At 68.3% G+C, this 22,383-nt stretch carries 22 protein-coding genes and 1 tRNA gene; 21 read left to right on the top strand and 2 right to left on the bottom strand.

The window, feature by feature from the left end; all coding sequences use genetic code 11:
- Window positions 1-26: 26 nt before the first annotated feature.
- The 14 genes from LCHO_RS03050 to nagZ all read left to right on the top strand — a co-directional run bounded on the left by LCHO_RS03050 (window position 27) and on the right by nagZ (window position 13,179).
- A complete protein-coding gene (locus LCHO_RS03050) occupies window positions 27-521 on the top strand; it encodes a hypothetical protein (RefSeq protein ID WP_012345643.1) in 495 nt (164 codons plus the stop codon).
- The gene (gene rpoE / locus LCHO_RS03045; RefSeq protein WP_012345642.1) at window positions 511-1,119 is read left to right on the top strand and encodes an RNA polymerase sigma factor RpoE; all 609 of its coding nucleotides are present in this window, start codon (window positions 511-513) and stop codon (window positions 1,117-1,119) included. Before LCHO_RS03050 ends, rpoE begins: the two co-directional genes overlap by 11 nt.
- A gap of 25 nt (window positions 1,120-1,144) precedes the next feature.
- Entirely contained in the window at window positions 1,145-1,792 is a 648-nt protein-coding gene (locus LCHO_RS21920) for a sigma-E factor negative regulatory protein (RefSeq protein WP_012345641.1), read from the top strand.
- Window positions 1,789-2,952, top strand: coding sequence for a MucB/RseB C-terminal domain-containing protein (locus LCHO_RS03035; protein WP_012345640.1), 1,164 nt, complete (start codon window positions 1,789-1,791; stop codon window positions 2,950-2,952). The genes LCHO_RS21920 and LCHO_RS03035 overlap by 4 nt, the downstream gene beginning before the upstream one ends.
- 126 nt (window positions 2,953-3,078) lie before the next feature.
- Window positions 3,079-4,629, top strand: coding sequence for a DegQ family serine endoprotease (locus LCHO_RS03030; protein ID WP_012345639.1), 1,551 nt, complete (start codon window positions 3,079-3,081; stop codon window positions 4,627-4,629).
- Window positions 4,630-5,075: 446 nt separating this feature from the next.
- Window positions 5,076-6,884: a translation elongation factor 4 gene (lepA, locus tag LCHO_RS03025; RefSeq protein WP_012345638.1), complete on the top strand. Its 1,809-nt coding sequence runs from the start codon at window positions 5,076-5,078 to the stop codon at window positions 6,882-6,884.
- Window positions 6,885-6,900: 16 nt separating this feature from the next.
- Window positions 6,901-7,869: a signal peptidase I gene (lepB, locus tag LCHO_RS03020; protein ID WP_012345637.1), complete on the top strand. Its 969-nt coding sequence runs from the start codon at window positions 6,901-6,903 to the stop codon at window positions 7,867-7,869.
- A gap of 45 nt (window positions 7,870-7,914) precedes the next feature.
- Window positions 7,915-8,286: a DUF4845 domain-containing protein gene (locus LCHO_RS03015; RefSeq protein WP_012345636.1), complete on the top strand. Its 372-nt coding sequence runs from the start codon at window positions 7,915-7,917 to the stop codon at window positions 8,284-8,286.
- A 28-nt stretch (window positions 8,287-8,314) separates the two neighbouring features.
- Complete coding sequence (rnc, locus tag LCHO_RS03010; protein WP_012345635.1) at window positions 8,315-9,001, top strand: ribonuclease III; 687 nt, start codon at window positions 8,315-8,317, stop codon at window positions 8,999-9,001.
- 23 nt (window positions 9,002-9,024) lie between these two features.
- Entirely contained in the window at window positions 9,025-10,044 is a 1,020-nt protein-coding gene (gene era, locus LCHO_RS03005) for a GTPase Era (RefSeq protein ID WP_083772662.1), read from the top strand.
- A 3-nt stretch (window positions 10,045-10,047) separates the two neighbouring features.
- Complete coding sequence (gene recO / locus LCHO_RS03000; protein WP_012345633.1) at window positions 10,048-10,818, top strand: DNA repair protein RecO; 771 nt, start codon at window positions 10,048-10,050, stop codon at window positions 10,816-10,818.
- Between the two features lie 55 nt (window positions 10,819-10,873).
- The gene (locus LCHO_RS02995) at window positions 10,874-11,680 is read left to right on the top strand and encodes a pyridoxine 5'-phosphate synthase (protein ID WP_012345632.1); all 807 of its coding nucleotides are present in this window, start codon (window positions 10,874-10,876) and stop codon (window positions 11,678-11,680) included.
- A complete protein-coding gene (acpS, locus tag LCHO_RS02990; protein WP_012345631.1) occupies window positions 11,677-12,075 on the top strand; it encodes a holo-ACP synthase in 399 nt (132 codons plus the stop codon). Before LCHO_RS02995 ends, acpS begins: the two co-directional genes overlap by 4 nt.
- Entirely contained in the window at window positions 12,076-13,179 is a 1,104-nt protein-coding gene (gene nagZ, locus LCHO_RS02985; protein ID WP_012345630.1) for a beta-N-acetylhexosaminidase, read from the top strand.
- Window positions 13,180-13,282: 103 nt separating this feature from the next.
- Here the strand turns inward: nagZ and LCHO_RS02980 are convergent, their stop codons facing one another.
- Window positions 13,283-16,459 (bottom strand): Rne/Rng family ribonuclease, encoded by a 3,177-nt coding sequence (locus LCHO_RS02980; RefSeq protein WP_012345629.1) that lies wholly within the window; start codon window positions 16,457-16,459, stop codon window positions 13,283-13,285.
- Between the two features lie 852 nt (window positions 16,460-17,311).
- Here LCHO_RS02980 and LCHO_RS02975 point away from each other — a divergent pair.
- The 6 genes from LCHO_RS02975 (at window position 17,312) to LCHO_RS02950 (ending at window position 21,342) form a co-directional block, all read left to right on the top strand.
- Complete coding sequence (locus LCHO_RS02975; RefSeq protein ID WP_012345628.1) at window positions 17,312-18,280, top strand: RluA family pseudouridine synthase; 969 nt, start codon at window positions 17,312-17,314, stop codon at window positions 18,278-18,280.
- 19 nt (window positions 18,281-18,299) lie between these two features.
- Window positions 18,300-18,959, top strand: coding sequence for an HAD family hydrolase (locus LCHO_RS02970; protein WP_012345627.1), 660 nt, complete (start codon window positions 18,300-18,302; stop codon window positions 18,957-18,959).
- Window positions 18,960-18,999: 40 nt separating this feature from the next.
- Window positions 19,000-19,380 (top strand): Rieske (2Fe-2S) protein, encoded by a 381-nt coding sequence (locus LCHO_RS02965; protein WP_012345626.1) that lies wholly within the window; start codon window positions 19,000-19,002, stop codon window positions 19,378-19,380.
- Window positions 19,381-19,432: 52 nt separating this feature from the next.
- A complete protein-coding gene (locus LCHO_RS02960) occupies window positions 19,433-20,455 on the top strand; it encodes a S49 family peptidase (protein ID WP_012345625.1) in 1,023 nt (340 codons plus the stop codon).
- A 67-nt stretch (window positions 20,456-20,522) separates the two neighbouring features.
- A complete protein-coding gene (gene bfr, locus LCHO_RS02955) occupies window positions 20,523-20,999 on the top strand; it encodes a bacterioferritin (protein ID WP_012345624.1) in 477 nt (158 codons plus the stop codon).
- 133 nt (window positions 21,000-21,132) lie between these two features.
- The gene (locus LCHO_RS02950; protein ID WP_012345623.1) at window positions 21,133-21,342 is read left to right on the top strand and encodes a (2Fe-2S)-binding protein; all 210 of its coding nucleotides are present in this window, start codon (window positions 21,133-21,135) and stop codon (window positions 21,340-21,342) included.
- Window positions 21,343-21,348: 6 nt separating this feature from the next.
- On the opposite strand, the gene ureG is transcribed toward LCHO_RS02950, so the two are convergent.
- A complete protein-coding gene (gene ureG / locus LCHO_RS02945; protein WP_012345622.1) occupies window positions 21,349-21,993 on the bottom strand; it encodes an urease accessory protein UreG in 645 nt (214 codons plus the stop codon).
- A 209-nt stretch (window positions 21,994-22,202) separates the two neighbouring features.
- Here ureG and LCHO_RS02940 point away from each other — a divergent pair.
- Window positions 22,203-22,279 (top strand) — tRNA-Met (locus tag LCHO_RS02940).
- Window positions 22,280-22,383 lie beyond the last annotated feature (104 nt).

The following is a 22,383-nucleotide window of genomic DNA, read 5'->3' as shown; positions in this document are numbered from 1 at the left end:
CCCCAGCCTGACACCGGAGATCCACCATGCACACGGCACCAGCGGTGTCGGTGCAAGTCGATGCCGAGCCGCGCTGGCGGCTTGCACTGGCGGTGCTCAGCCTGCTCGCGCCGCTGACCGTGGCGACATGGTGGGCCTACAGGACCCTGAACAGCGACACCTGGTGGATCCCCGGATCCGTCGGCGCGGCGTTGTGCCTCTTCGCCCTGACAGCGTGGGCCGCACGACAGGGCTGGCAACTGCGCACGCCCGACTGCCTGTCCATCCAATGGAGCGGCGCCGAGTGGACGCTCGTCGATCGCGGCGGCCGGGCCTCGACCGGCGATCTGGCCGTGGTGATCGATCTGGGCCACTGGATGCTGTTGCGCTTCGATCACCCGCCGAGCACCCGCCCGGCGTTGCGCCGCAGGGTCTGGATTCCCGTCGCCGAGCCGCTCGTGCGGCAGCACTGGCACGCGCTGCGCTGCGCGGTGCATGGCGCCAGGCCTGCCGACCGTGACGGGCGCGACCATGAGCGCTGACGCCGACGCCCTGCTGGTCGAGCGCGCCAAGCTGGGCGAGATGCAGGCCTTCGAGATGCTGGTGGTCAAGTACCAGCGGCGCATCGAACGCCTGATCGGCCGCTTCGTGCGCGACACCGACCTGGTCGCCGACGTGGCGCAGGAAACCTTCATCCGCGCCTACCGCGCGCTGCCACAGTTCCGCGGCGAGAGCGCGTTCTACACCTGGCTCTACCGGATCGCGGTCAACACCGCGAAGAAGACCCTGGCCGACCTGAAGCGCGATCCGGTCATGACCGAATCCGCGCTTGCCGCGGCTCGTCAGGACGACGACGAAACTTCCCGGCCCGAACACGAACTAAGCCACAACGAGACGCCCGAAGCGGTCCTGGCCAGCCGCGAGATCGCAGCGACCGTCAACGCGGCGATCCAGGCCTTGCCGGAGGATCTGCGCCAAGCGGTCCTGTTGCGAGAAGTCGAAGGCCTGTCCTACGAAGAGATTGCCAGCGCGATGAACTGCCCGATCGGCACCGTGCGCTCGCGCATCTTCCGCGCCCGCGAGGCCATCGCCACGCGGTTGCGGCCTTTGCTGGACACCCGCGAGGGGCAGCGCTGGTGAAGCGAAACACGGCATGGAGTCAATCATGAGCGAGTCGGATCGAGCCGAGGACAGCACCGCACAGCGGATCTCGGCCCTGGTGGACGGCGAACTGGCCGCCGCGGAGGTGGCCGACACCTGCCGCGCCTGGCGCACGGATGCGCGGCTGCGCGCCGACTGGCACGCCTACAGCCTGATCGGCGACGTGCTGCGCTCCACCGATCTGGCCCATCCGCCGGCGCGCGACCAGGCATTCCTGGGTGCGCTGCGCGAGCGGCTGGCGCTCGAACCGGTCGTGCTGGCGCCCGCCCGCCCCGAGCCGCCGCAGCAGGCCCCTGCCGCAGCGGTCGTCAATGGCAGGCCGGCATCCGTCACGCCCTTGCGTGCGCGGCGACCGCGCTGGGTGACACCCGTGGGCATTGCGGCCGGTGTCGCGATGGTCGCCGGTCTGGCCTGGACGATGCGCCCGCCCGCCACCGAGCCCCTGCAGCAGATGGCACGGATGGCGCTGCCGCCACCGTCACAGCCCGTCGAACCGGCCGCGCGGGCCGAGGCCGTGGCGGTGCTGGCGCCCGACACCCGCGAGCAGCTCGAGCCCTACCTGAACGCGCACCGCATGGTGCCGGCCAAGGCCGCGTTCGGCCCGGCGCCGGGTTTCATGCGCAGCGTGGCCCACGAGCCGGGATCTCGATGAAGCGCACGATCGGGTCGATCGAACGGCCACCGTCACGCCAGCGCCCGCTGCGGCCCCTGGCGATCGCCGGCTTGTGCTGGGCCGCGCTGGGCGCGCAGTCGGCCGTCCTGGCAGCGCAGCCGGCAACGGGGACGGTGGCATCGGCACAGCCCGCGGCCTCGGCGCCGTCGAGCCACCCGGATCCGGCGACCGTGATCCGGCGCATCCAGGATGCGGCCAACCGCCACAGCTTCAGCGGCACCTTCGTCGTCAGCGCCGGCGGGGCCATGACGAGCCTGCGCATCACCCACGTCAGCGACGGCCACAACCAGATCGAGCGTGTCGAGACGCTCGACGGTCAGATGCGCCAGGTCTATCGCCACAACGATCTGGTGCATGTGCTGTGGCCTCGCAGTCACGCCGCCATCATCGAGCACCGCGACCTCGGCCTGGGTTACCCGGCCGTGTTGCAGACGGGTTCGGCCGCCCGGCTCGACATGTACGAGCTCAAGAGCGCCGGCATCGACCGGGTCGCCGGACTGGAGGCCGAGGTGCTGCAGCTGCGCCCGCGTGACGCGCACCGCTACGGCCAGCGCCTGTGGCTCGAACGCCAGACCGGCCTGCTGCTGCGCACCGACATCCTCGGCCCGCAGGGCGAGCTGATCGAAAGCGCCGGCTTTTCCGAGCTGAAGTGGTCGGCCCGGTCGCAATCGCAGACGCAGGCGCAATCGCAGACCCTGCTCGCCGAGATGCACCGCCTCAAGGGCTACCGCATCGAGCGGCCCAAGCTGACGCACACCGAACTCGAACGCGAAGGCTGGATGCTGCGCACGCCGGTGGCCGGTTTCAGGGTGCTGCACACCTACGCGCATCCCCCCGGCCTGCCGTCGCACGGCGCGCACGCGCCCGACGCGGTGCGCACCGCATCGGGCGACGCAGCAGCACCCAACCCGCAAGGTGGCGTGCTGCAGGCGGTGTTCAGCGACGGCCTGACGACGGTCTCGCTGTTCATCGAGCGCTACGACGCCGGCCGGCATCAGCGCGAGGCGCCGGCGGCCAGCCAGGGCGCGACCCAGGCGATCGGCCAGCGCCATGGCGACTGGTGGATCACGGCGGTCGGCGACGTGCCGCGCGCCACGCTGCGCCAGTTTGCGGCGCAGATCGAGCGTCGCAAGCCTTGACGAGGCCGCTGCGCACGGCGGCGCAGCCGGGGCGATCGCAGCCGTCGCGGCGGGGGCTTGAAATCGGCCCCGCGGCGCCAACAAAGACCGTGCCCTGTTACGCTGATCTCAAACAGAGAGGTTTGCATGTCTGAACATTCGTCGCGCACGAGCGTGCACAAGCGATCCGATTCCACCCCTCGCAGCGTTGCCGCCCTGCGCTGGCTCGCCCCCCTGCTGACGGCGGCGTGCCTGCTGCCGACACCGGCCCTGGCCCAGTCGGGCGGCGCGCAGGCTGCAGCTGCCCAGGCCGGCGCGGCGGCACCGCTGGTGCGCGGACTGCCCGACTTCACCGAACTGGTCGAGCAGGTCGGCCCGGCGGTGGTCAACATCCGCACCACCGCCAAGGCCCGCACGGCGCGCTCGGACAACCCGGCCGACGAGGAGATGCAGGAGTTCTTCCGCCGCTTCTTCGGCGTGCCGATCCCGCGCCAGGGCCCACGTCAGGGGCCGCCCGGCCAGGGCCAGAGCGAAGAAGAAGCGGTGCCGCGCGGCGTCGGCTCGGGCTTCATCGTCAGCAGCGACGGCTTCGTGATGACCAACGCGCATGTGGTCGAGGGCGCCGACGAAGTCACGGTGCGCCTGACCGACAAGCGCGAGTTCAAGGCCCGCGTGGTGGGCGCCGACAAGCGCACCGACATCGCGGTGCTCAAGCTCGACGCCACCGGCCTGCCGGCGGTGCGCCTGGGCGACGTCAGCCGTCTCAAGGTCGGCGAATGGGTGATCGCGATCGGCTCGCCCTTCGATCTCGACAACACGGTGACGGCCGGCATCGTCAGCGCCAAGGCGCGTGACACCGGCGACCTGGTGCCGTTCATCCAGACCGACGTGGCGATCAACCCCGGCAACTCCGGCGGGCCGCTGATCAACCTGCGCGGCGAGGTGGTGGGCGTGAACTCGCAGATCTACAGCCGCTCGGGCGGCTACATGGGCATCTCGTTCGCGATCCCGATCGACGAGGCCAGCCGCGTGGCCGACCAGCTGCGCACCAGCGGCCGGGTGGTGCGCGGGCGCATCGGCGTGCAGATCGGCGAGGTCACCAAGGACGTGGCCGAGTCGCTCGGCCTGGGCAAGGCGGCCGGCGCGCTGGTGCGCTCGGTCGAGGACGGCAGCCCGGCCGGCAAGGCGGGCCTGGAAGCCGGTGACATCGTGACGCGCTTCGACGGCAAGCCGGTCGAGAAGTGGAACGACCTGCCGCGCCTGGTCGGCAAGACCGCACCGGGCACCAAGACCACGATCCAGGTGTTCCGCCGCGGCAGCATGCGCGATCTCAGCGTCACCGTCGCCGAGCTCGAAGCCGAAGCCGCCGCCAGGCCGGCCAGCACCGAGCCCGCACCGGCCAAGCCGGCCGCACCCGCCACGGTCAGCCTGCTGGGCCTGACGGTGAGCGACCTGAGTGCCAAGCAGCGCGAGGAGCTCAAGGTCAAGGGCGGCGTGCGGGTCGACGCGGTGGACGGCGCGGGCGGGCGGGCCGGCCTGCGCGAGGGCGACATCATCCTGGCGGTGGCCAACACCGAGATCACCAACCTGCGCCAGTTCGAGGCGGTGGTCGGCAAGCTCGACAAGAGCAAGCCGGTCAACCTGCTGTTCCGCCGCGGCGAGTGGGCCCAGTACGCGGTGATCCGGCCCGGCAAATGAGCGATCCGGCGTGCTGCGCCATCGGCTCGAATCCCTCGACGCCCGAACGGGGATTTCACATCGAAGAAAACCGCAGCACGCCAGTCGGATTTCCGACGCCTTCTTGAACGCATCCAGGCACGCCCTGAACTGACGAAACACCCGCCTGCCGGACGCCCCACGCCCGGCGGACGAGGGCCCACCGCGGCCGGAAACCCTCACCACCTTGGCCCTGATCGCAGCCGGCACCAACCGCCCGGACTGCTTGCGCCGGGAGGTTTTGGCTACAATAAAGTCCCAACAAAGCAGTTGCCATACCTTTTTGTTGGAAGGCGCGTCATCTCTTGGGCGTGCCTTTTTTTTGTTTCTGCCCCGGCGCCGCGCGCCTTCACATCGCTGCACGATCTGAGCCGACAAGGTGTTGCCGACACCGTTGTGGCTAGAGCCGCCGAGCGTCTCGACGACCCATGGACCACATCCGCAATTTTTCGATCATCGCCCACATCGACCACGGCAAGAGCACGCTGGCCGACCGGATCATCCAGCGGTGCGGCGGCCTCAGCGATCGCGAGATGGAGGCCCAGGTGCTCGACTCGATGGACATCGAACGCGAGCGCGGCATCACGATCAAGGCCCAGACCGCTGCGCTGCAGTACAAGGCACGCGACGGTCAGGTCTACAACCTGAACCTGATCGACACCCCCGGGCACGTCGACTTCAGCTATGAAGTCAGCCGTTCGCTGTCGGCCTGCGAAGGCGCGCTGCTGGTGGTGGACGCCAGCCAGGGCGTCGAGGCGCAGACGGTGGCCAACTGCTACACCGCGCTCGACCTCGGCGTCACGGTGGTGCCGGTGCTCAACAAGATGGATCTGCCCAACGCGGATCCCGACAACGCCAAGGCCGAGATCGAGGACGTGATCGGCATCGACGCCGACGACGCGATCCCCTGCTCGGCCAAGACCGGCATGGGCATCGACGAGATCCTCGAGGCCGTCATCGCCCGCATGCCGCCGCCCAAGGGCAACCCCGACGGCCCGCCGCGCGCGATGATCGTCGACAGCTGGTTCGACAACTACGTCGGCGTCGTGATGCTGGTGCGGGTGGTCGACGGCACGCTCGGCAAGGGCGAGCGCATCCGCATGATGGCGACCAACTCGGTCTATCCGATCGAGCACCTGGGCGTGTTCACGCCCAAGAGCGAGAACCGCGAGGCGCTCAAGGCCGGCGAGGTGGGCTTCATCATCTGCGGCATCAAGGAGCTGCAGGCGGCCAAGGTGGGCGACACCGTCACGCTCGAGAAGAAGCTGCCCAACAACGCCGGCCCGGCCGCCGAGGCGCTGCCGGGCTTCAAGGAAATCCAGCCGCAGGTCTTCGCCGGCCTGTATCCGACCGAAGCGAGCGAATACGACCAGCTGCGTGACGCGCTCGAGAAGCTCAAGCTCAACGACAGTTCGCTGCGCTACGAGCCCGAGGTGTCGCAGGCGCTGGGCTTCGGCTTCCGCTGCGGCTTCCTGGGCCTGCTGCACATGGAGATCGTGCAGGAGCGGCTCGAACGCGAGTTCGACCAGGACCTGATCACCACCGCGCCGAGCGTGGTCTACGAGGTGCAGCTCAACGGCGGCGACGTGATCGAGGTCGAGAACCCCTCGAAGATGCCCGAAGTGGGCAAGATCGCCGAGATCCGCGAGCCCATCGTCACCGTGCACCTGTACATGCCGCAGGACTACGTCGGCCCGGTCATGACGCTGGCCAACCAGAAGCGCGGCGTGCAGCTCAACATGGCCTACCACGGCCGCCAGGTCATGCTGACCTACGAGATGCCGCTGGCCGAGATCGTGCTCGACTTCTTCGACAAGCTGAAGTCGGTGTCGCGCGGCTACGCCTCGATGGACTACGAGTTCAAGGAATACCGGGCGTCGGACGTCGTCAAGGTCGACATCCTGATCAACGGCGACCGGGTCGACGCGCTGTCGATCATCGTGCACCGCGCGCAGAGCCAGTACCGCGGCCGCGCGGTGGCGGCCAAGATGCGCGAGCAGATCCCGCGCCAGATGTACGACGTGGCGATCCAGGCGGCGATCGGCGCCAACATCATCGCCCGCGAGAACATCAAGGCGTTGCGCAAGAACGTGCTGGCAAAATGCTATGGCGGCGACATCAGTCGCAAGCGCAAGCTGCTCGAAAAACAGAAGGCCGGCAAGAAACGCATGAAGCAGATCGGCTCCGTCGAGGTGCCGCAGGAAGCTTTCCTCGCGATCCTGCAGGTCGAAGACTGACCGAACCGGATCATCGATGGGAACCCTCACTGGCATTCTGTACGCCGGCCTCGTCTTCTACGGCATGGGCTGGTATCTCGGCAAGTGGAGTGGCAATTTCTCGCTGCTGCTCTTCTGCCTGACCGTCGTGACCCTGGCCTACTGGCTGGCCGAGCGCTTCCACTTCCTGCCGCGTCGGCTCGCCGCCGCTGAAAACCTGGCCCGTCAAGACACGCTGCGGCGTGCCGACCTGCAGCGCATGGGCATCGCCAAGGTGGATGGCGACATCGACGAGGCGCGCCACAAGGTGCTGGCGCAACCCTGGTGGCTGGACTGGACCGCCGGGCTGTTCCCGGTGATCCTGATGGTCTTCGTGCTGCGCTCGTTCCTGTTCGAGCCGTTCAAGATCCCGTCGGGCTCGATGATCCCGACGCTCGAGATCGGCGATCTCATCCTGGTCAACAAGTTCCACTACGGCGTGCGCCTGCCGGTGATCAACAAGAAGATCATCCCGATCAACGACCCGCAGCGCGGCGACGTGATGGTGTTCCGCTACCCGGTCGACCCGAGCATCGACTTCATCAAGCGGGTGGTCGGCGTGCCCGGCGACGAGATCAGCTACATCAACCAGAAGCTCAGCCTGAACGGCAAGCCGGTGCCGCTGGAGCAGCTCGACGACTACTACGACGAAGACCGCCGTACCTTCTCCAAGCAGTTCCGCGCCGATCTGGGCCCGACCACCCACCGCCTGCTGGTCGACCCGCAGATGCCGTCGAGCTACGCGATGCGCGGGCGCCAGTTCCCGCAGTCCGAGGCCTGCCGCTACACCTCCGACGGCGTCACTTGCAAAGTGCCGCCGGGTCACTACTTCATGATGGGTGACAACCGCGACAACTCCGAAGATTCGCGCTACTGGGGTTTCGTGCCGGATGAGAACATCGTCGGACGGGCCTTTTTCGTCTGGATGAACTTCAGCGACCTCAAGCGCATCGGGTTTTTCCGTTGAAAATCCGGCGCCATGCCTGACCCGAGAATGTCCAGGAGATCTGCAATGACCCCCATGCGAGCGCTGAACACGCGTACCCAACGCGGTATCACGCTGATCGGCCTGATGTTCTGGGCCATCGTGATCTCGATGGTCGGACTGGTCACCCTGCGTGTGGTGCCCACGATCAACGAGTACTACACGATCCGCACGGCGGTCGAGAAGGTCGCGATCACCGGCGGCAACACCGTGCCGGAGATCCGCGCCGCGTTCGACCGCTACAAGAACATCGAGTACTCGATCACCGCGATCTCGGGCAAGGACCTGCAGGTCCGCAAGGACAACGATCGCGTGATCGTCAGCTTCGCCTACGACAAGGAGATCGAACTGTTCGGTTCGGTCTACCTGCTGATCAAATACAGTGGCAGCTCGAGCTGACGCTGCCTCAACCCACCCGCACCGCACCTTGTCCACCTACCCGCTCGACACCCTTCAGGCTCGCCTCGGTCACGTCTTCCGTGACCAGTCCCTGCTCTTGCGCGCGGTTTCGCACCGCAGCCACGGGGCCGACCACAACGAGCGGCTCGAGTTCCTCGGTGACGCGGTGCTGAACATGACGGTCTCCGACCTGCTGTTCGACCAGTTCGACGATTCACCCGAAGGCGACCTGACCCGCGTGCGCGCCCACCTGGTGCGCCAGGACATGCTGCATCGCCTGGCGCTGTCGCTGCAGTTGCCGGCGGTGCTGCGGCTGTCCGACGGCGAGGCGCGTGCCGGTGGCGCGCAGCGGCCGTCGATCCTGGCCGACGCCATGGAGGCGGTGATCGGCGCGGTCTACCGCGACGCCGGTTATGAAGCCGCGCAGGCGCTGGTGCGACGGCTGTTCGAACCGCTGGTGTCCGAAACCGTGACGCAGGCCTGGGCCAAGGACGCCAAGACCCAATTGCAGGAGTGGCTCCAGGCACGTCGCCAGAGCGTGCCCGAATACCGCATCGAAACCACCCGCGGCCGCGCCCATGACCAGACCTTCGTGGTCGTCTGCAGCGTCGCCGGCCCGGGCATCGAAGCGCGTGGTGAAGGCCGTTCGCGCCGTGCCGCCGAACAGGAAGCCGCGCGCCTGGTGCTCGAACAACTCAGCTCGACACCCGAATGACCCACCCCATCGATCCCCAAGACATGCTGCCACCGGACGCCGACGAACTCGACGCGTCCGACGAACCGGAAGACATCGAGGACCCGGACGAGTCCGACGACACCGACGAGCCCGAGGACGACGGCGACGAGACCGCTGCGATCGTGCACGAGAACCCGCACTGCGGCCTGATCGCCATCGTCGGTCGGCCCAACGTCGGCAAGTCGACGCTGCTCAACACGCTGATCGGGCAGAAGGTCAGCATCACCTCGCGCAAGGCGCAGACCACGCGCCACCGCATCACCGGCATCTGCACCCACGGCGACACCCAGTTCGTGTTCGTCGACACGCCGGGCTTCCAGACCCGCCACACCAACCGCGGCACCTCGGCGCTCAACCGCAACCTCAACAAGACGGTGCAGTCGGTGCTGGGTGACGTCGACGTGGTGCTGTTCGTGGTCGAGGCCGGCCGCTTCGGCCCCGACGATGCCAAGGTGCTGGCGCTGCTGCCGCCCGGGCGGCCGACGCTGCTGGTGGCCAACAAGCTCGACATGGTGCAGCGCCGCGCCGACCTGATGCCCTGGCTGCAGCAGATGCAGGCGCGCCACCCGTTCACCGAATTCGTGCCGCTGACGGCGACGAAGGAAGAAGACACCAAGCGCCTGCTCAACATCGTGCGCCCCTACCTGCCCGAGCAGCCCTGGTACTACGACGAAGACGCGCTGACCGACCGCAGCGACAAGTTCCTGGCCGCCGAGCTGATCCGTGAAAAACTCTTCCGCCTCACCGGCGACGAGCTGCCCTACACCTCGACGGTGCAGATCGACAAGTACGAAGAAGAAGGCCGGCTGCGCCGCATCGCCGCGACCATCATCGTCGAGCGCGATTCGCACAAGGGCATCGTGATCGGCGACGGCGGCGAGCGCCTCAAGCGCATCGGCACTGAAGCACGGGTCGAGCTCGAGAAGCTGGGCGACTGCAAGGTCTTCCTGGAGCTGTGGGTCAAGGTGCGCTCCGGCTGGGCCGACGACGAGAAGCGCCTCAAGAGCTACGGCTACGAATAAGGCATGGCGACCCGCCGTGCCGCGCCGGCCCAGCTCGGGGCCTATGTGCTGCACCACCACGACTGGAGCGAATCCAGCCTGATCCTGGAGCTGTTCACGCGCGAACTCGGCCGCATCTCGGCGGTGGCCAAGGGCGCCAAGCGGCCGTACTCGCAGCTGCGCTGCGTGCTGCTGCCGTTCCAGCGTCTGAACATCGCCCTCGGCAGCAAGCGCATCGAGGACGGCGCCGAAGTGCAGCTGCTGCGCAGCGCCGAATGGGCCGGCGGCGGCGCGATGCCCGGTGGCGCCGCGCTGCTGGCGGGCATGCACCTCAACGAGATCCTGCTGCGCGGCCTGGCCCGGCAAGACCCGCACCCGCATCTTTTCGACGCCTACGCCGCCACCCTGCCCGCGCTCAGCGGGCCTGACGACGCCGGCGTGGCCGCGGCGTTGCGCGCTTTCGAGATCCGGCTGCTGTCCGACTCCGGCGTGCTGCCCGAGCTCCACCTCGTCACCGCCACCCAGACGCCGGTGCAGGACAACGCCCGCCACAGCCTGAACGCCGAAGCGGGCGTCTGCGTCGCCGGCCCGCGCGACAGCGGCATCGCCGGCAGCGCGCTGGTCGCCCTGCAGGCGGCGCTGCACGACAGCGATCTGGCCGCCCTGCAGCGCGCCTGCCTGGCGGCACCGCAAGAACTGAAGAGCCAGCTGCGCGGCCTGCTTCACTATCATCTCGGCACCTCGGCGCTGCGCACCCGTGCGCTGATGATCGAGGTCCAGCAGCTGCTCGACTGAGCCTTCCGTCCCCATCACTCCCATCACCCGCAGGCGCCGCGGCGCTGCCGACCCGATGAATCCGCTCGTCGCCCCCGAAGCCGCCGCCCGTGGCGCACGCACCGCCCTGTCGGTCAATCTCAACAAGGTGGCCCTGCTGCGCAACAGCCGCCACCTCGGCATCCCGAGCGTGACGCGCGCGGCCACCTGCGTGCTCGAAGCCGGCGCGCAGGGCATCACGGTGCACCCGCGGCCCGACGAACGCCACATCCGCGCCCACGACGTCACCGACCTGGCCGAACTGCTGAAGGCCTGGCCGCAGGTCGAATACAACATCGAGGGCAACCCGTTCCACAACCTGATGGACGTGATCCGCGCCGTGCGGCCGCATCAGGCCACCTTCGTGCCCGACTCGACCGACCAGTTCACCTCCGACCACGGTTGGCAACTCGGTGGAAATTCGCCTGACGACGCCGAGCGCCTGCGCCCGCTGATCGACGAATGCCACGCGCTGGGCGTGCGCGTCAGCCTGTTCATGGACCCGGACCCGTCGGCGATGCGCGCCGCGCGCGAGGTCGGCGCCGACCGCGTCGAGCTCTACACCGAGACCTACGCCAGCGCCTGGGGCACCGTGCGCCAGGCCGAGGTGCTGGACGGCTTCGTGCGCAGCGCCGAAGCGGCGCTCGCGGTCGGGCTGGAGATCAACGCCGGCCACGACCTCAACCGCGACAACCTGAGCGACTTCCTGCGCGCGGTGCCGGGTGTGCTGGAGGTCTCGATCGGCCACGCGCTGATCGCCGACGCGCTCGAACTCGGTTACGCCGAGACCATCCGCGCCTACCAGCGCAGCATCCAGAACGCCTTCGCGCCGGCTCGATCGTGATCTACGGCGTCGGCACCGACATCTGCGACATCCGCCGCATCGCCGCCACGCTGCAGCGGCGCGGCGACCGCTTCGCCGAGCGGGTGCTGGGGCCACGCGAGATCGAGGTGTTCCGTTATCGCCGCGCCAAGGTCGAGGCGCGTGGCCTGTCGTATCTGGCGACCCGCTTCAGCGCCAAGGAAGCGTTCTCGAAGGCGATCGGCCTGGGCCTGCACCAGCCGATGAGCTGGCGCAGCTGCGAGATCCTCAACGCACCATCCGGCCAGCCGCAGATCCACCTGCACGGCGCGCTGGCCGACTGGTTTGCGCAGCGCCGGCTGATCGCCCACGTCAGCCTGACCGACGAAACCGACTACGCCACCAGTTTCGTGGTGGTCGAAACCCAGGGTCTGTAAATGAACCACTCCCCCGTCGTTCTGGACATCGCCGGCACCACGCTCGACGCCGACGACCGCCGTCGCCTGCAGCACCCGCTCGCCGGCGGGCTGATCCTGTTTGCGCGCAACTGGGTCGACCGCCGCCAGCTGGTCACGCTGATCGCCGAGATCAAGGACCTGCGGCCCGACCTGCTGATCTGCGTCGACCACGAAGGCGGGCGGGTGCAACGCTTCAAGACCGACGGGTTCACCCACCTGCCGCCGATGCGCGCGCTCGGCGAACGCTGGATGCGCGACGAGCGCGGCCAGCCCGGCAGCGGCGCGATGCGTGCCTGCGAGGCCGCCACCGCCACCGGCTACGTGCTGGCGGCGGAGCTGCGCGCCTGTGGGGTCGACCTCAGCTTCACGCCGGTGCTCGACCTCGAACACGCGCACAGCAACGTGATCGGCGACCGCGCGCTGCACCGCGACGCCCGCGTCGCCACGCTGCTGGCCAAGAGCCTGATGCACGGCCTGCTGCAGGCCGGCATGGGCAACTGCGGCAAACATTTCCCCGGCCACGGCTGGGCCCGGGCCGACAGCCACGTCGCCATCCCGCGCGACACCCGCTCGCTCAAGGCCATCCTGGCCGACGACGCCCTGCCCTACGCCTGGCTGTCGAGCAGCCTGACGGCGGTGATGCCGGCGCACGTGATCTACCCGAAGGTCGATGCGCGCCCGGCCGGCTTCTCGGCGCGCTGGCTGCAGGAGATCCTGCGTGACCAGTTCGGCTTCACCGGCGCCGTCTTCAGCGACGACCTCAGCATGGCGGCGGCGCGCTCGGTGCCCGACGTGCAGGGCGGCGCCGAGCTGAGCTACAGCCAGGCCGCGCTGCTCGCGCTGGAGGCGGGCTGCGACATGGTGCTGCTGTGCAACCAGTCGCTCGGCGACGGCGGCCGGGCCGTCGATGAACTGCTCGACGGCCTGGGCGACGCCATCGAACAAGGCCGATGGAGACCCGACCCGGACAGCGAAACCCGCCGCATCGCCCTGCTGCCGCAGACCCCGCCGCTGCCGTGGGACGAGCTGATGCACCACGCGCCCTACCAGCGCGCGCTGGAACTGATCGGCGAGCCGGGCTGAATCCCGGCGCCCGCCGCCACAAGAAACGACAAAGCCGCCACGGCGAACCGTGGCGGCTTTTTACTGGGGGCCGCGGATCAGCGAACCGCGGCAGACGCGACGATCAGTGCGTCGAACCGGTCTCGAACGGCAGCTGCACCTGGCCGAGGTTGCGGCGGGTCTCGACCAGCACCAGCGGGCCGTCGTCGACCAGCACCACCGGCTTGATCTCGCGCGGCACACGCACCGGCTTGGGTTCGTTGGCGATCGCCTCCTGAACCTGGCGCACCTTGTCGGCGTTGCTGTTGACCCACTCCAGGCCGGCACCGCGTGCGATCTCGGCCAGCGTGTCGAGCGGCAGCGCATAGGGCTTGACGACCACCGTCGGCGCGGGCTCGAACGAAGCCGCCGGCACGGGCTGGGCCTCGATCACCACGGCCGCCGGCGGTTGCACGACCGGCGCAGCGATCACCGGAGCAGCCACGGGGGGCACCTCGGCAACAGGCTCGGCCACGGGCTGAACCGCCATCTGAACGACCGGCTCGGCGACCACGGCTTGCGCAGCGACCGCGGCTTGCGCAGGCAACTCCTCGCTGAACTCGGCGGCGGTGACGCCGCTGACCACTTCAGCGCCTTCGGCGGCTTCGGTTGCGTCAGCACCCTCGACACCGTCACGGCCACGACCACGGCCGCGGCGACGGCGGCGGCCGTCGCGCTGGGCCTCGGCCGACTCGGCGTCGACCGGTGCGGCGGCGCTTTCGTCCTGGGTCGACACGCCGACAGCACCTTCGACGGCGACCGGCGCATCAGCCGCAGCCGCGACGGGCTGTGCCACGGCGTCGGTGCTCAGGCCTTCGGCGCCTTCCGGACGCTGCTCTTCGCGGTCACGGCGGCCACCTCGACCACCACGGCGGCGACGGCGGCCGTCGCGCTCGGCGTTGGCCGCGTCGCTGCCGTCGGTCGAACCGGGCTGGGTTTCCTCGAAACCGCTGTTGGCCGCTTCGGCCAGGTTGCTGGTGTCGACCTCGGCCACAGCGGCGACGGGCGCCGGAGCGGGACGACGTTCACCACGCGGCGGGCGCTGCGTGGCGGGGGCATCACCCTCGCCCGCGACGACCTCGACGTTGCGCTCGCGGCGCTCGCCATTGCCGCGTGATTCGCCACGAGATTCACCCCGCGACTCGCCACGCGGGCGACGCTCGCCGCCGGCTTCGCGCGGCTCACGGGCTTCGCGCGGTTCGCGCGGTTCGCGGTTCTCGCGGCCCTCACGCGCTTCGGGCTTGATCGCCTCGGCGCGCGCTTCCTGGCGCTCGGCACCGCGTTCAGCGCCACGCTCGCCATTGCGTTCACCGCGACGGCCACCGCGCTCGCCACGCTCGGCCCCGCTGCCGTTGCGCTCGCCACCCCGCTCGGCGCCGTCACGACGGCCACCGCGGCGATCGCCACGCTCGCCCTTTTCGGTGCGCTCACCGCGCGAACCGGTGGTCTCCTTGGCGACGACCGGGGGCGCGACGGGCTCGGGAGCGACCACGACCGGCGCAGCCGCGCCACCGCCGAACAGCTTCTTGATCCAGCCGAAGAAACCCCCTTCGGCCGGCGCGGCCGGGGCAGCGACCGGCGCGGCAACGGGTGCGGGCCGAGCCACGGCCACCGGTGCGGGCGCGGGCGCCGGCTCGGGCTTGGGCGCGGCCACCGGCGCGGGCTGATCGGGCAGCACGCCCTTGATCAGCGGCTCCTGCTTGGCCTTGAGCTTCTCGCGACGGGTGATGCCGACTTCGTCTTCCGGCTCCTCGATCATCGTGTAGCTGGCCTGGATGTTCTCCAGCCGCGGATCGTCGTGGCGCAGGCGTTCGAGCTTGTAGTTGGGCGTCTCGAGGTGCTTGTTGGGCACCAGCAGCACGGTGGTGCGCTGCTTCAACTCGATCTTGGTGATCTCGGTGCGCTTCTCGTTGAGCAGGAAGCTGGTCACCTCGACCGGCACCTGCACGTGGACCGCCGCCGTGCCTTCCTTCATCGACTCTTCCTGGATGATGCGCAGGATCTGCAGCGCGGAAGATTCGGTGTCGCGGATGTGGCCGGTGCCGTTGCAGCGCGGGCAGGTGATGTGGTTGCCTTCGCTGAGCGCCGGGCGCAGGCGCTGGCGGCTGAGTTCGAGCAGGCCGAACTTGCTGATCGAGCTGAACTGCACGCGGGCACGGTCGGTGCGCAGCGCGTCGCGCAGCCGGGTCTCGACCTCGCGGCGGTTCTTGCTCTCCTCCATGTCGATGAAGTCGACCACGATCAGGCCGCCCAGGTCACGCAGGCGGCACTGGCGCGCGATCTCGTCGGCGGCTTCGAGGTTGGTGCGGGTGGCGGTTTCCTCGATGTCACCGCCGCGGGTGGCGCGCGCCGAGTTGACGTCGACGGCGACCAGCGCCTCGGTGTGGTCGATCACGATCGCGCCGCCCGACGGCAGGTGCACCGTGCGCGAGAACGCGGTCTCGATCTGGTGCTCGATCTGGAAGCGGCTGAACAGCGGCGCATCGTCGCGATACCGCTTCACGCGGTTGGCCGTGTCGGGCATCACGTGCAGCATGAACTGACGCGCCTGCTCGAAGATGTCGTCGGTGTCGATCAGGATCTCGCCGATGTCGGCGCTGAAGTAGTCGCGGATCGCACGGATCACCAGCGACGACTCCTGGTAGATCAGGAACGCACCGCGGCCACCCTTGGACGCGTCGTCGATCGCGGTCCAGAGCTTGAGCATGTAGTTCAGGTCCCACTGCAGCTCTTCGGCACTGCGGCCGATGCCGGCGGTGCGCGCGATCAGGCTCATGCCCTTGGGGTAGTCGAGCTGCTCGAGGTTTTCCTTGAGCTCTTCGCGCTGCTCGCCCTCGATGCGCCGGCTGACGCCGCCGCCGCGCGGGTTGTTGGGCATCAGCACCAGGTAGCGGCCGGCCAGCGACACGAAGGTGGTCAGCGCCGCGCCCTTGTTGCCGCGCTCTTCTTTTTCGACCTGGACCAGCAGTTCCTGGCCGTTGGAAATGACGTCGGAAATCTTGGCGTCGCGGACGCTGACGCCTTCCTTGAAATAGCTGCGCGAGATTTCCTTGAACGGCAGGAAACCGTGGCGGTCTTCGCCGTAATCGACGAAACAGGCCTCCAGCGAAGGCTCGACGCGGGTGACGACGGCCTTGTAGATGTTGCCCTTGCGCTGTTCGCGGCCCTCGATCTCGGTCTCGAAATCGAGCAGTTTCTGGCCATCGACGATCGCCAGGCGCCGCTCTTCGGGCTGCGTGGCATTGATCAGCATGCGTTTCATGCGTTCTCCTCGTACCTGCTCCGCATCGCGGCAGCAGAGTCATGCAAACAGTCGCTCGCAGGCCGGAACCCGCGAACAACCCCTGTTTGATGCCTGAGAACAGCGCAGCCCGCCCGAGAAGGAATCGCCCTGGACTGCGCGTGGCGGCCCCACGAGAGGGCCTGTGCGAGGCGGGGAAGCCTCAGCAGCGCAGCGTTGGCGCGCGTGCAGACAAGACAGACCCCGATTCGGCCCAATCCGGCTCGCCGTGATGCCGTCCATCGGACAGGCAGGGCACGGCCCCCACGCCTCCACCACGCGCAGCGAGCGCGCAGCTCGACCCGGCGCGCAAGGCGCGTCCGGTCGGCGAGGGACGGGGATGGAAGGGTTCGGCCATGGGATGGCGTCTGTTGTCGCAACACAAACTGCAGCACCATCAAAACAGGGGCGCGGCAATCTGCCGGGCGCCCCTGTCGGACGGATGCTGCAGTCTTGAAAACCTTGACGTGGGGTTCAGACTGCGAAGTCTCTGGCGCGCCGCACTCGCATCCGCCAACTCACCTTGGGAGCCGGCACCATGCCAGACGCGTCGCACTGCATCAGCGTAAGCCGGCCGAAACGACATGCACCGTGTGCACGCCATCGGGGCCGGCACCGCGTCAGAAACTGCAGGCGCTCGATTCATCTGCTCGGCTCACCTCGAAGCCCTTAGGGCTTGCCCGGCGGCCACTTCGGCACGGCGGTGATACACCGCCGTTAAACTCAGACAAATCAAACACTTACAGCGCGAACGTGGTGCAAAGGATTATAGGGGTAAAGGCCAGGCCGGCCGGCGGCAGAAAAACAGCCGACAAAGTGCCGGCGTCAACGCCTGTGTCGGTGGTCGCCACCGCCTCGCCCCAGGTGCGCCATTTCCAGGTCGACGAGGCCGGCGCCGGGCAGCGGCTCGACAATTTCCTGATGCGCGAACTCAAGGGCGCGCCCAAGACGCTGGTCTACCGGATCATCCGCAGCGGCGAAGTGCGGGTCAACAAGGGCCGCGCCGGCGCAGACACCCGGCTGGCGATCGGCGACGACGTGCGGGTGCCGCCGCTGCGTCTGTCCGAACGGCCCGATCCGGCCGAATCGACCGTGCCGCCGCGCGAGTTCCCGATCCTGCTCGAAGACGAGCACCTGCTGGCGATCGCCAAGCCGGCCGGCGTGGCGGTGCACGGCGGCTCGGGCGTGAGCTTCGGCGTGATCGAGCAACTGCGGCGCGCGCGGCCGCAGGCGCGTTTTCTGGAACTGGTGCACCGGCTCGACAAGGAGACCTCCGGCATCTTGCTGGTGGCCAAGAAACGCAGCGCGCTGACGGCGCTGCAGGATCAGTTCCGCCAGCGCGACACCGGCAAGACCTACGCAGCCCTGGTCATCGGCGACTGGCCGGAGAACAAGAAGGTGATCGACGTGGCGCTGCACAAGTACACCGACGCCGGCGGCGAACGCCGCGTGCGCGCGGTGGCGGCCGACCACCCCGACGGCCGGCGCTCGATCTCGCTGGTGCAGGTGCTGAAACGCTTCGACGGCTACACCCTGCTCGACGTCACCATCAAGACCGGGCGCACGCACCAGATCCGCGTGCACCTGCAGCAGGCCGGCCACCCGATCGTCGGCGACGACAAGTACGGCGACTTCGCGCTCAACAAGGCGATGGCGCGCGGCGAGGCGGTGGCGGGCTGCCGCTTCGAGCGCATGTTCCTGCACGCGCGCCGGCTGGCGTTTGACCATCCGGCCAGCGGGGAACGGATCGAGCTCGAGGCGGCGCTGCCCGCCGAGTGCGCGACACTGTTGGACTCGTTCTGAACCCCAACCCACCACCGCCATGCGCCGACGCCAGTACGACCTGATCGTGTTCGATTGGGACGGCACCCTCTTCGACTCCACCGCACTGATCGTGCGCAGCATCCAGGCCGCCAGCCGGGATCTGGGCGTGGCCACACCGTCGGATCAGGACGCCGCCTACGTGATCGGCCTGGGCCTGCAGGAAGCGCTGCAGCACGCCGTGCCGGGGCTCGCCGAGGAACGCTATCCCGAACTGGTGCAGCGCTACCGCCACCACTACTTCAAGGACCAGCACGCCATCACGCTGTTCGACGGCGTGCCCGAGCTGCTGGAGGCGCTGCGCGAGCGCCAGCACAGCCTCGCGGTGGCCACCGGCAAGAGCCGCCGCGGGCTCGACGAGGCGCTGCAGATTTCCGCCCTGAACCGCTACTTCGACGCCACCCGCACCGCCGACGAAACCCGCTCCAAGCCGCATCCCCAGATGCTGCAGGAGCTGATGGCCGAGCTGGGGGTTGAACCCGAGCGGACGCTGATGATCGGCGACACCACCCACGACCTGCAGCTCGCCAGCAATGCCGGCGCCGCCAGCGTCGCGGTCTCCTACGGCGCACACGAGATCGAGCAGCTGCACGAACACGCGCCGCGCCACGTCGCCCACAGCGTGGCCGAACTGCGCAGCTGGCTGCTGCAGCACGGCTGATGCGCTGCGCCACCCCGATCGCCCACGCACACCGACGACCATGAGCCCCGTCCCGCCCGCACAGGATCTCTGCCCCTCCGACGCCCTGGCCGAAAGCGGCAAGGCCCATGTCTTCGACCTGCTCGAATACGGCAAGCCGGTGCGCGGTTTCGTGCTGCGTTTCGAGGGTCGGGTGGTCGGCTACCTGAACCGCTGCGCCCACGTGCCCACCGAGCTGGACTGGAAAGAAGGCGAGTTTCTCGACGGCCCGCGCGAATGGATCATCTGCTCGATCCACGGCGCCACCTACGACCCGCGCACCGGCTACTGCGTGGCCGGGCCGTGTGCCGGACGCTCGCTCAAGCCGCTGCAGGTGCAAGAGCGTGACGGCAGGGTGTATTGGTATCCTCGCGAAGACTTGGCGCCGGCCTTCTGCGACTGAACCCAGCGACTGAAGTGCGATCTCCCGTCTGCGCCACCCTCACCCTCCCGACATGAGCTCCGAAGACGACACCCCGACCTCGCCCGCCACACCGGTGCCCGAGGCGTCCCGCCCTGCCGCGCCGAGCGTGGCCCCTGCGGCCCCGAGCGCACGCAGCGCCACCGACACCGTGCTCGAGCAGTTTGCCCACGAGTACATCCGCGAGCGCCGCAACGCCAGGCGCTGGAGCCTGACGCTGCGCCTGGGCTGGCTGCTGCTGTTCGCCCTGGTGGCCTGGGGCCTGCTGACGCAGAACAACCACGCCAGCGCGCCCAACGGCCCGCACACCGCCCTGGTCGAACTGCGCGGCGAGATCGCCGTCGACACCGAAGCCAGCGCCGACGTGCTGCTGTCGGGCCTGCGCAGCGCCTTCGAGGACAGCGGCGCGCAGGCGGTGGTGATCCGCATCAACTCGCCGGGCGGCAGCCCGGTGCAGGCCGGCATCATCCACGACGAAATCCTGCGCCTGAAGGCCAAGCACGACAAGGAGGTCTACGCCGTGGTCGAGGAGAGCTGCGCCTCGGGGGCCTATTACGTGGCGGTGGCGGCCGACTCGATCTATGTCGACAAGGCGTCGATCGTCGGCTCGATCGGCGTGCTGATGGACGGTTTCGGTTTCACCAGCCTGATGGAAAAGCTCGGCGTCGAACGCCGCATGATCACCGCCGGCAGCAACAAGGGCATGCTCGATCCGTTCTCGCCGCTGTCCGAATCGCAGCGCGCCTTCGCCCAGTCCATGCTCGACCAGATCCACCAGCAGTTCATCAAGGTCGTCAAGGATGGCCGCGGCGAACGGTTGAAAGAGACCCCCGAAACCTTCTCCGGGCTGTTCTGGAGCGGCGAGGAAGCGGTCCGGCAGGGCCTGGCGGACGGTTTCGGCAACCTCGAGTTCGTGGCCCGCGAGATCGTCAAGGCCGAGGAAGTGATCGACTACACGCCGCACGAGAACGTGGCCGAACGGCTGGCCAAGCGATTCGGTGCCGCCGTGGGCGAAGGCGCCGTCAAGGCGCTGCGCAACCTGCCGCAGCTCCACTGAGACACGCTGTCTCGGTGCGGTTGCTGCTTCTCGGAAGCCCTCTTCTCAACCCGCGAAGGAGTGCGCCATGCAAGGCGACGCCAAGGTCATCGAATTCCTCAACGCACAGCTCAAGAACGAACTCACCGCGATCAACCAGTACTTCCTGCACGCCCGCATGCTGAAGAACTGGGGCCTGGAGAAGCTCGCCAAGCACGAGTACGAAGAGTCGATCGAGGAGATGAAACACGCCGACAAGCTGATCGAGCGGGTGCTGATGCTCGAAGGCCTGCCCAATCTGCAGGACCTGGGCAAGCTCTACATCGGCGAGAACGCGGTCGAGACGCTGCACTGCGACCTGAAGATCGAGATGGCCTCGCACCCGCTGCTGAAAGACGCCATCGCCCACTGCGAGAGCGTGCGCGATTTCGTCTCGCGCGAGATCCTGGTCGAGATCCTCGACGACACCGAGGATCACATCGATCACCTGGAAACCCAGATCGAGCTGGTGGCTCAGCTCGGAGAGCAGAACTGGCTGCAGTCGCAGGTGGGTTCGGCCAGCTGACACGCTGCCGAGCCGGGCAGCACACGAACGGGGGCGGCATGCCCCCATTTTTTGCCCGGCAATTGAGAAAGATTCTTGTTTAGATTAAGCTGACGCTGCGCTTGTTCAAACCCACTTCCGAACGCCACCGACCATGATCGTCTGCCTCTGCAACCGCGTCAGCGACCGCGACATCCGTCATGCCGTGCAGGTGCACGGCGTTCGCGATTTCGAGGTGCTCAAGGATCAGACCAGCGCGGCATCGTGCTGCGGCTGCTGCCACGACTGCGCCCGCGAGGTCTTCGACGCGGCCTGCCAGACGGCCGACGGCAAGCTCGGGTCGACCGCGCCGGCGCACGGCTGAGGCCGATCAACCGACCAGCAGGCCCTTGGTCTCGATGAATCGGATCACCTCGTCGAGGCCCTGACGGGTCTTGAGATTGCTCATCACGAACGGGCGGTTCGGCCGCATGCGCCTCGTGTCGGCCTCCATCACCGACAGGTCCGCGCCCACGTGCGGCGCGAGGTCGGTCTTGTTGATGACGAACAGGTCGCTCTTGGTGATGCCAGGCCCGCCCTTGCGCGGGATCTTCTCGCCGGCGGCAACATCGATCACGTAGATCGTCAGGTCGCTCAGCTCGGGGCTGAAGGTCGCCGCCAGGTTGTCGCCGCCCGACTCGATGAAGACGATGTCGGCGTTCGGGAATTTCTCAAGCATGCGGTCCACCGCCTCGAGGTTGATCGACGCGTCCTCGCGGATCGCGGTGTGCGGGCAGCCGCCGGTTTCGACGCCGATGATGCGTTCGGGCTCGAGCGCACCGGCCACCGTCAGCAGGCGCTGGTCTTCCTTGGTGTAGATGTCGTTGGTGACGACCACCAGATCCCAGCGCTCGCGCATCGTCTTGCAGAGCATCTCGACCAGGGTGGTCTTGCCCGAACCGACCGGCCCGCCGACGCCCACGCGCAAGGGAGGCAGTTTCTTGGTGCGGCCGGGAACAGCGTGCAGTTGACTCATGGTGTGTGGTGGTTCGAGTTGATTCGGAGGACAGTCGGCGACGCAAGCCGCGTGCCGATGCGGCATCCCGAAGGGTGGCCACAGCGGACTTTCGCCAGTCTGTGCGGATGGTAGCCAGCCAGGCCTGACGCCCGCCGGCATCAAGATTTCATCGATTTCGCAATGGGCACTGGCGCGGAGGAAATTTTTGTATATACTAGCGGGCTGTTGGCGCTTTAGCTCAGCCGGTTAGAGCGACGGAATCATAATCCGCAGGTCCGGGGTTCGAATCCCTGAAGCGCCACCAAACAACAACATGAAGCCGGCCCGAGGTCTCCACCTCGGGCCGTTTTTCTTTGTATCGTCCGTTCTGATCCCTGCCCTGCGCAGCCGCTGGCTCTACACCATGTC

The sequence above is a fragment of the Leptothrix cholodnii SP-6 genome (assembly GCF_000019785.1).
Lineage (GTDB): Bacteria > Pseudomonadota > Gammaproteobacteria > Burkholderiales > Burkholderiaceae_C > Sphaerotilus > Sphaerotilus cholodnii.
Note: the sequence above shows the minus strand (reverse complement) of the source record. Positions and strands in the feature narration are given on the sequence as shown.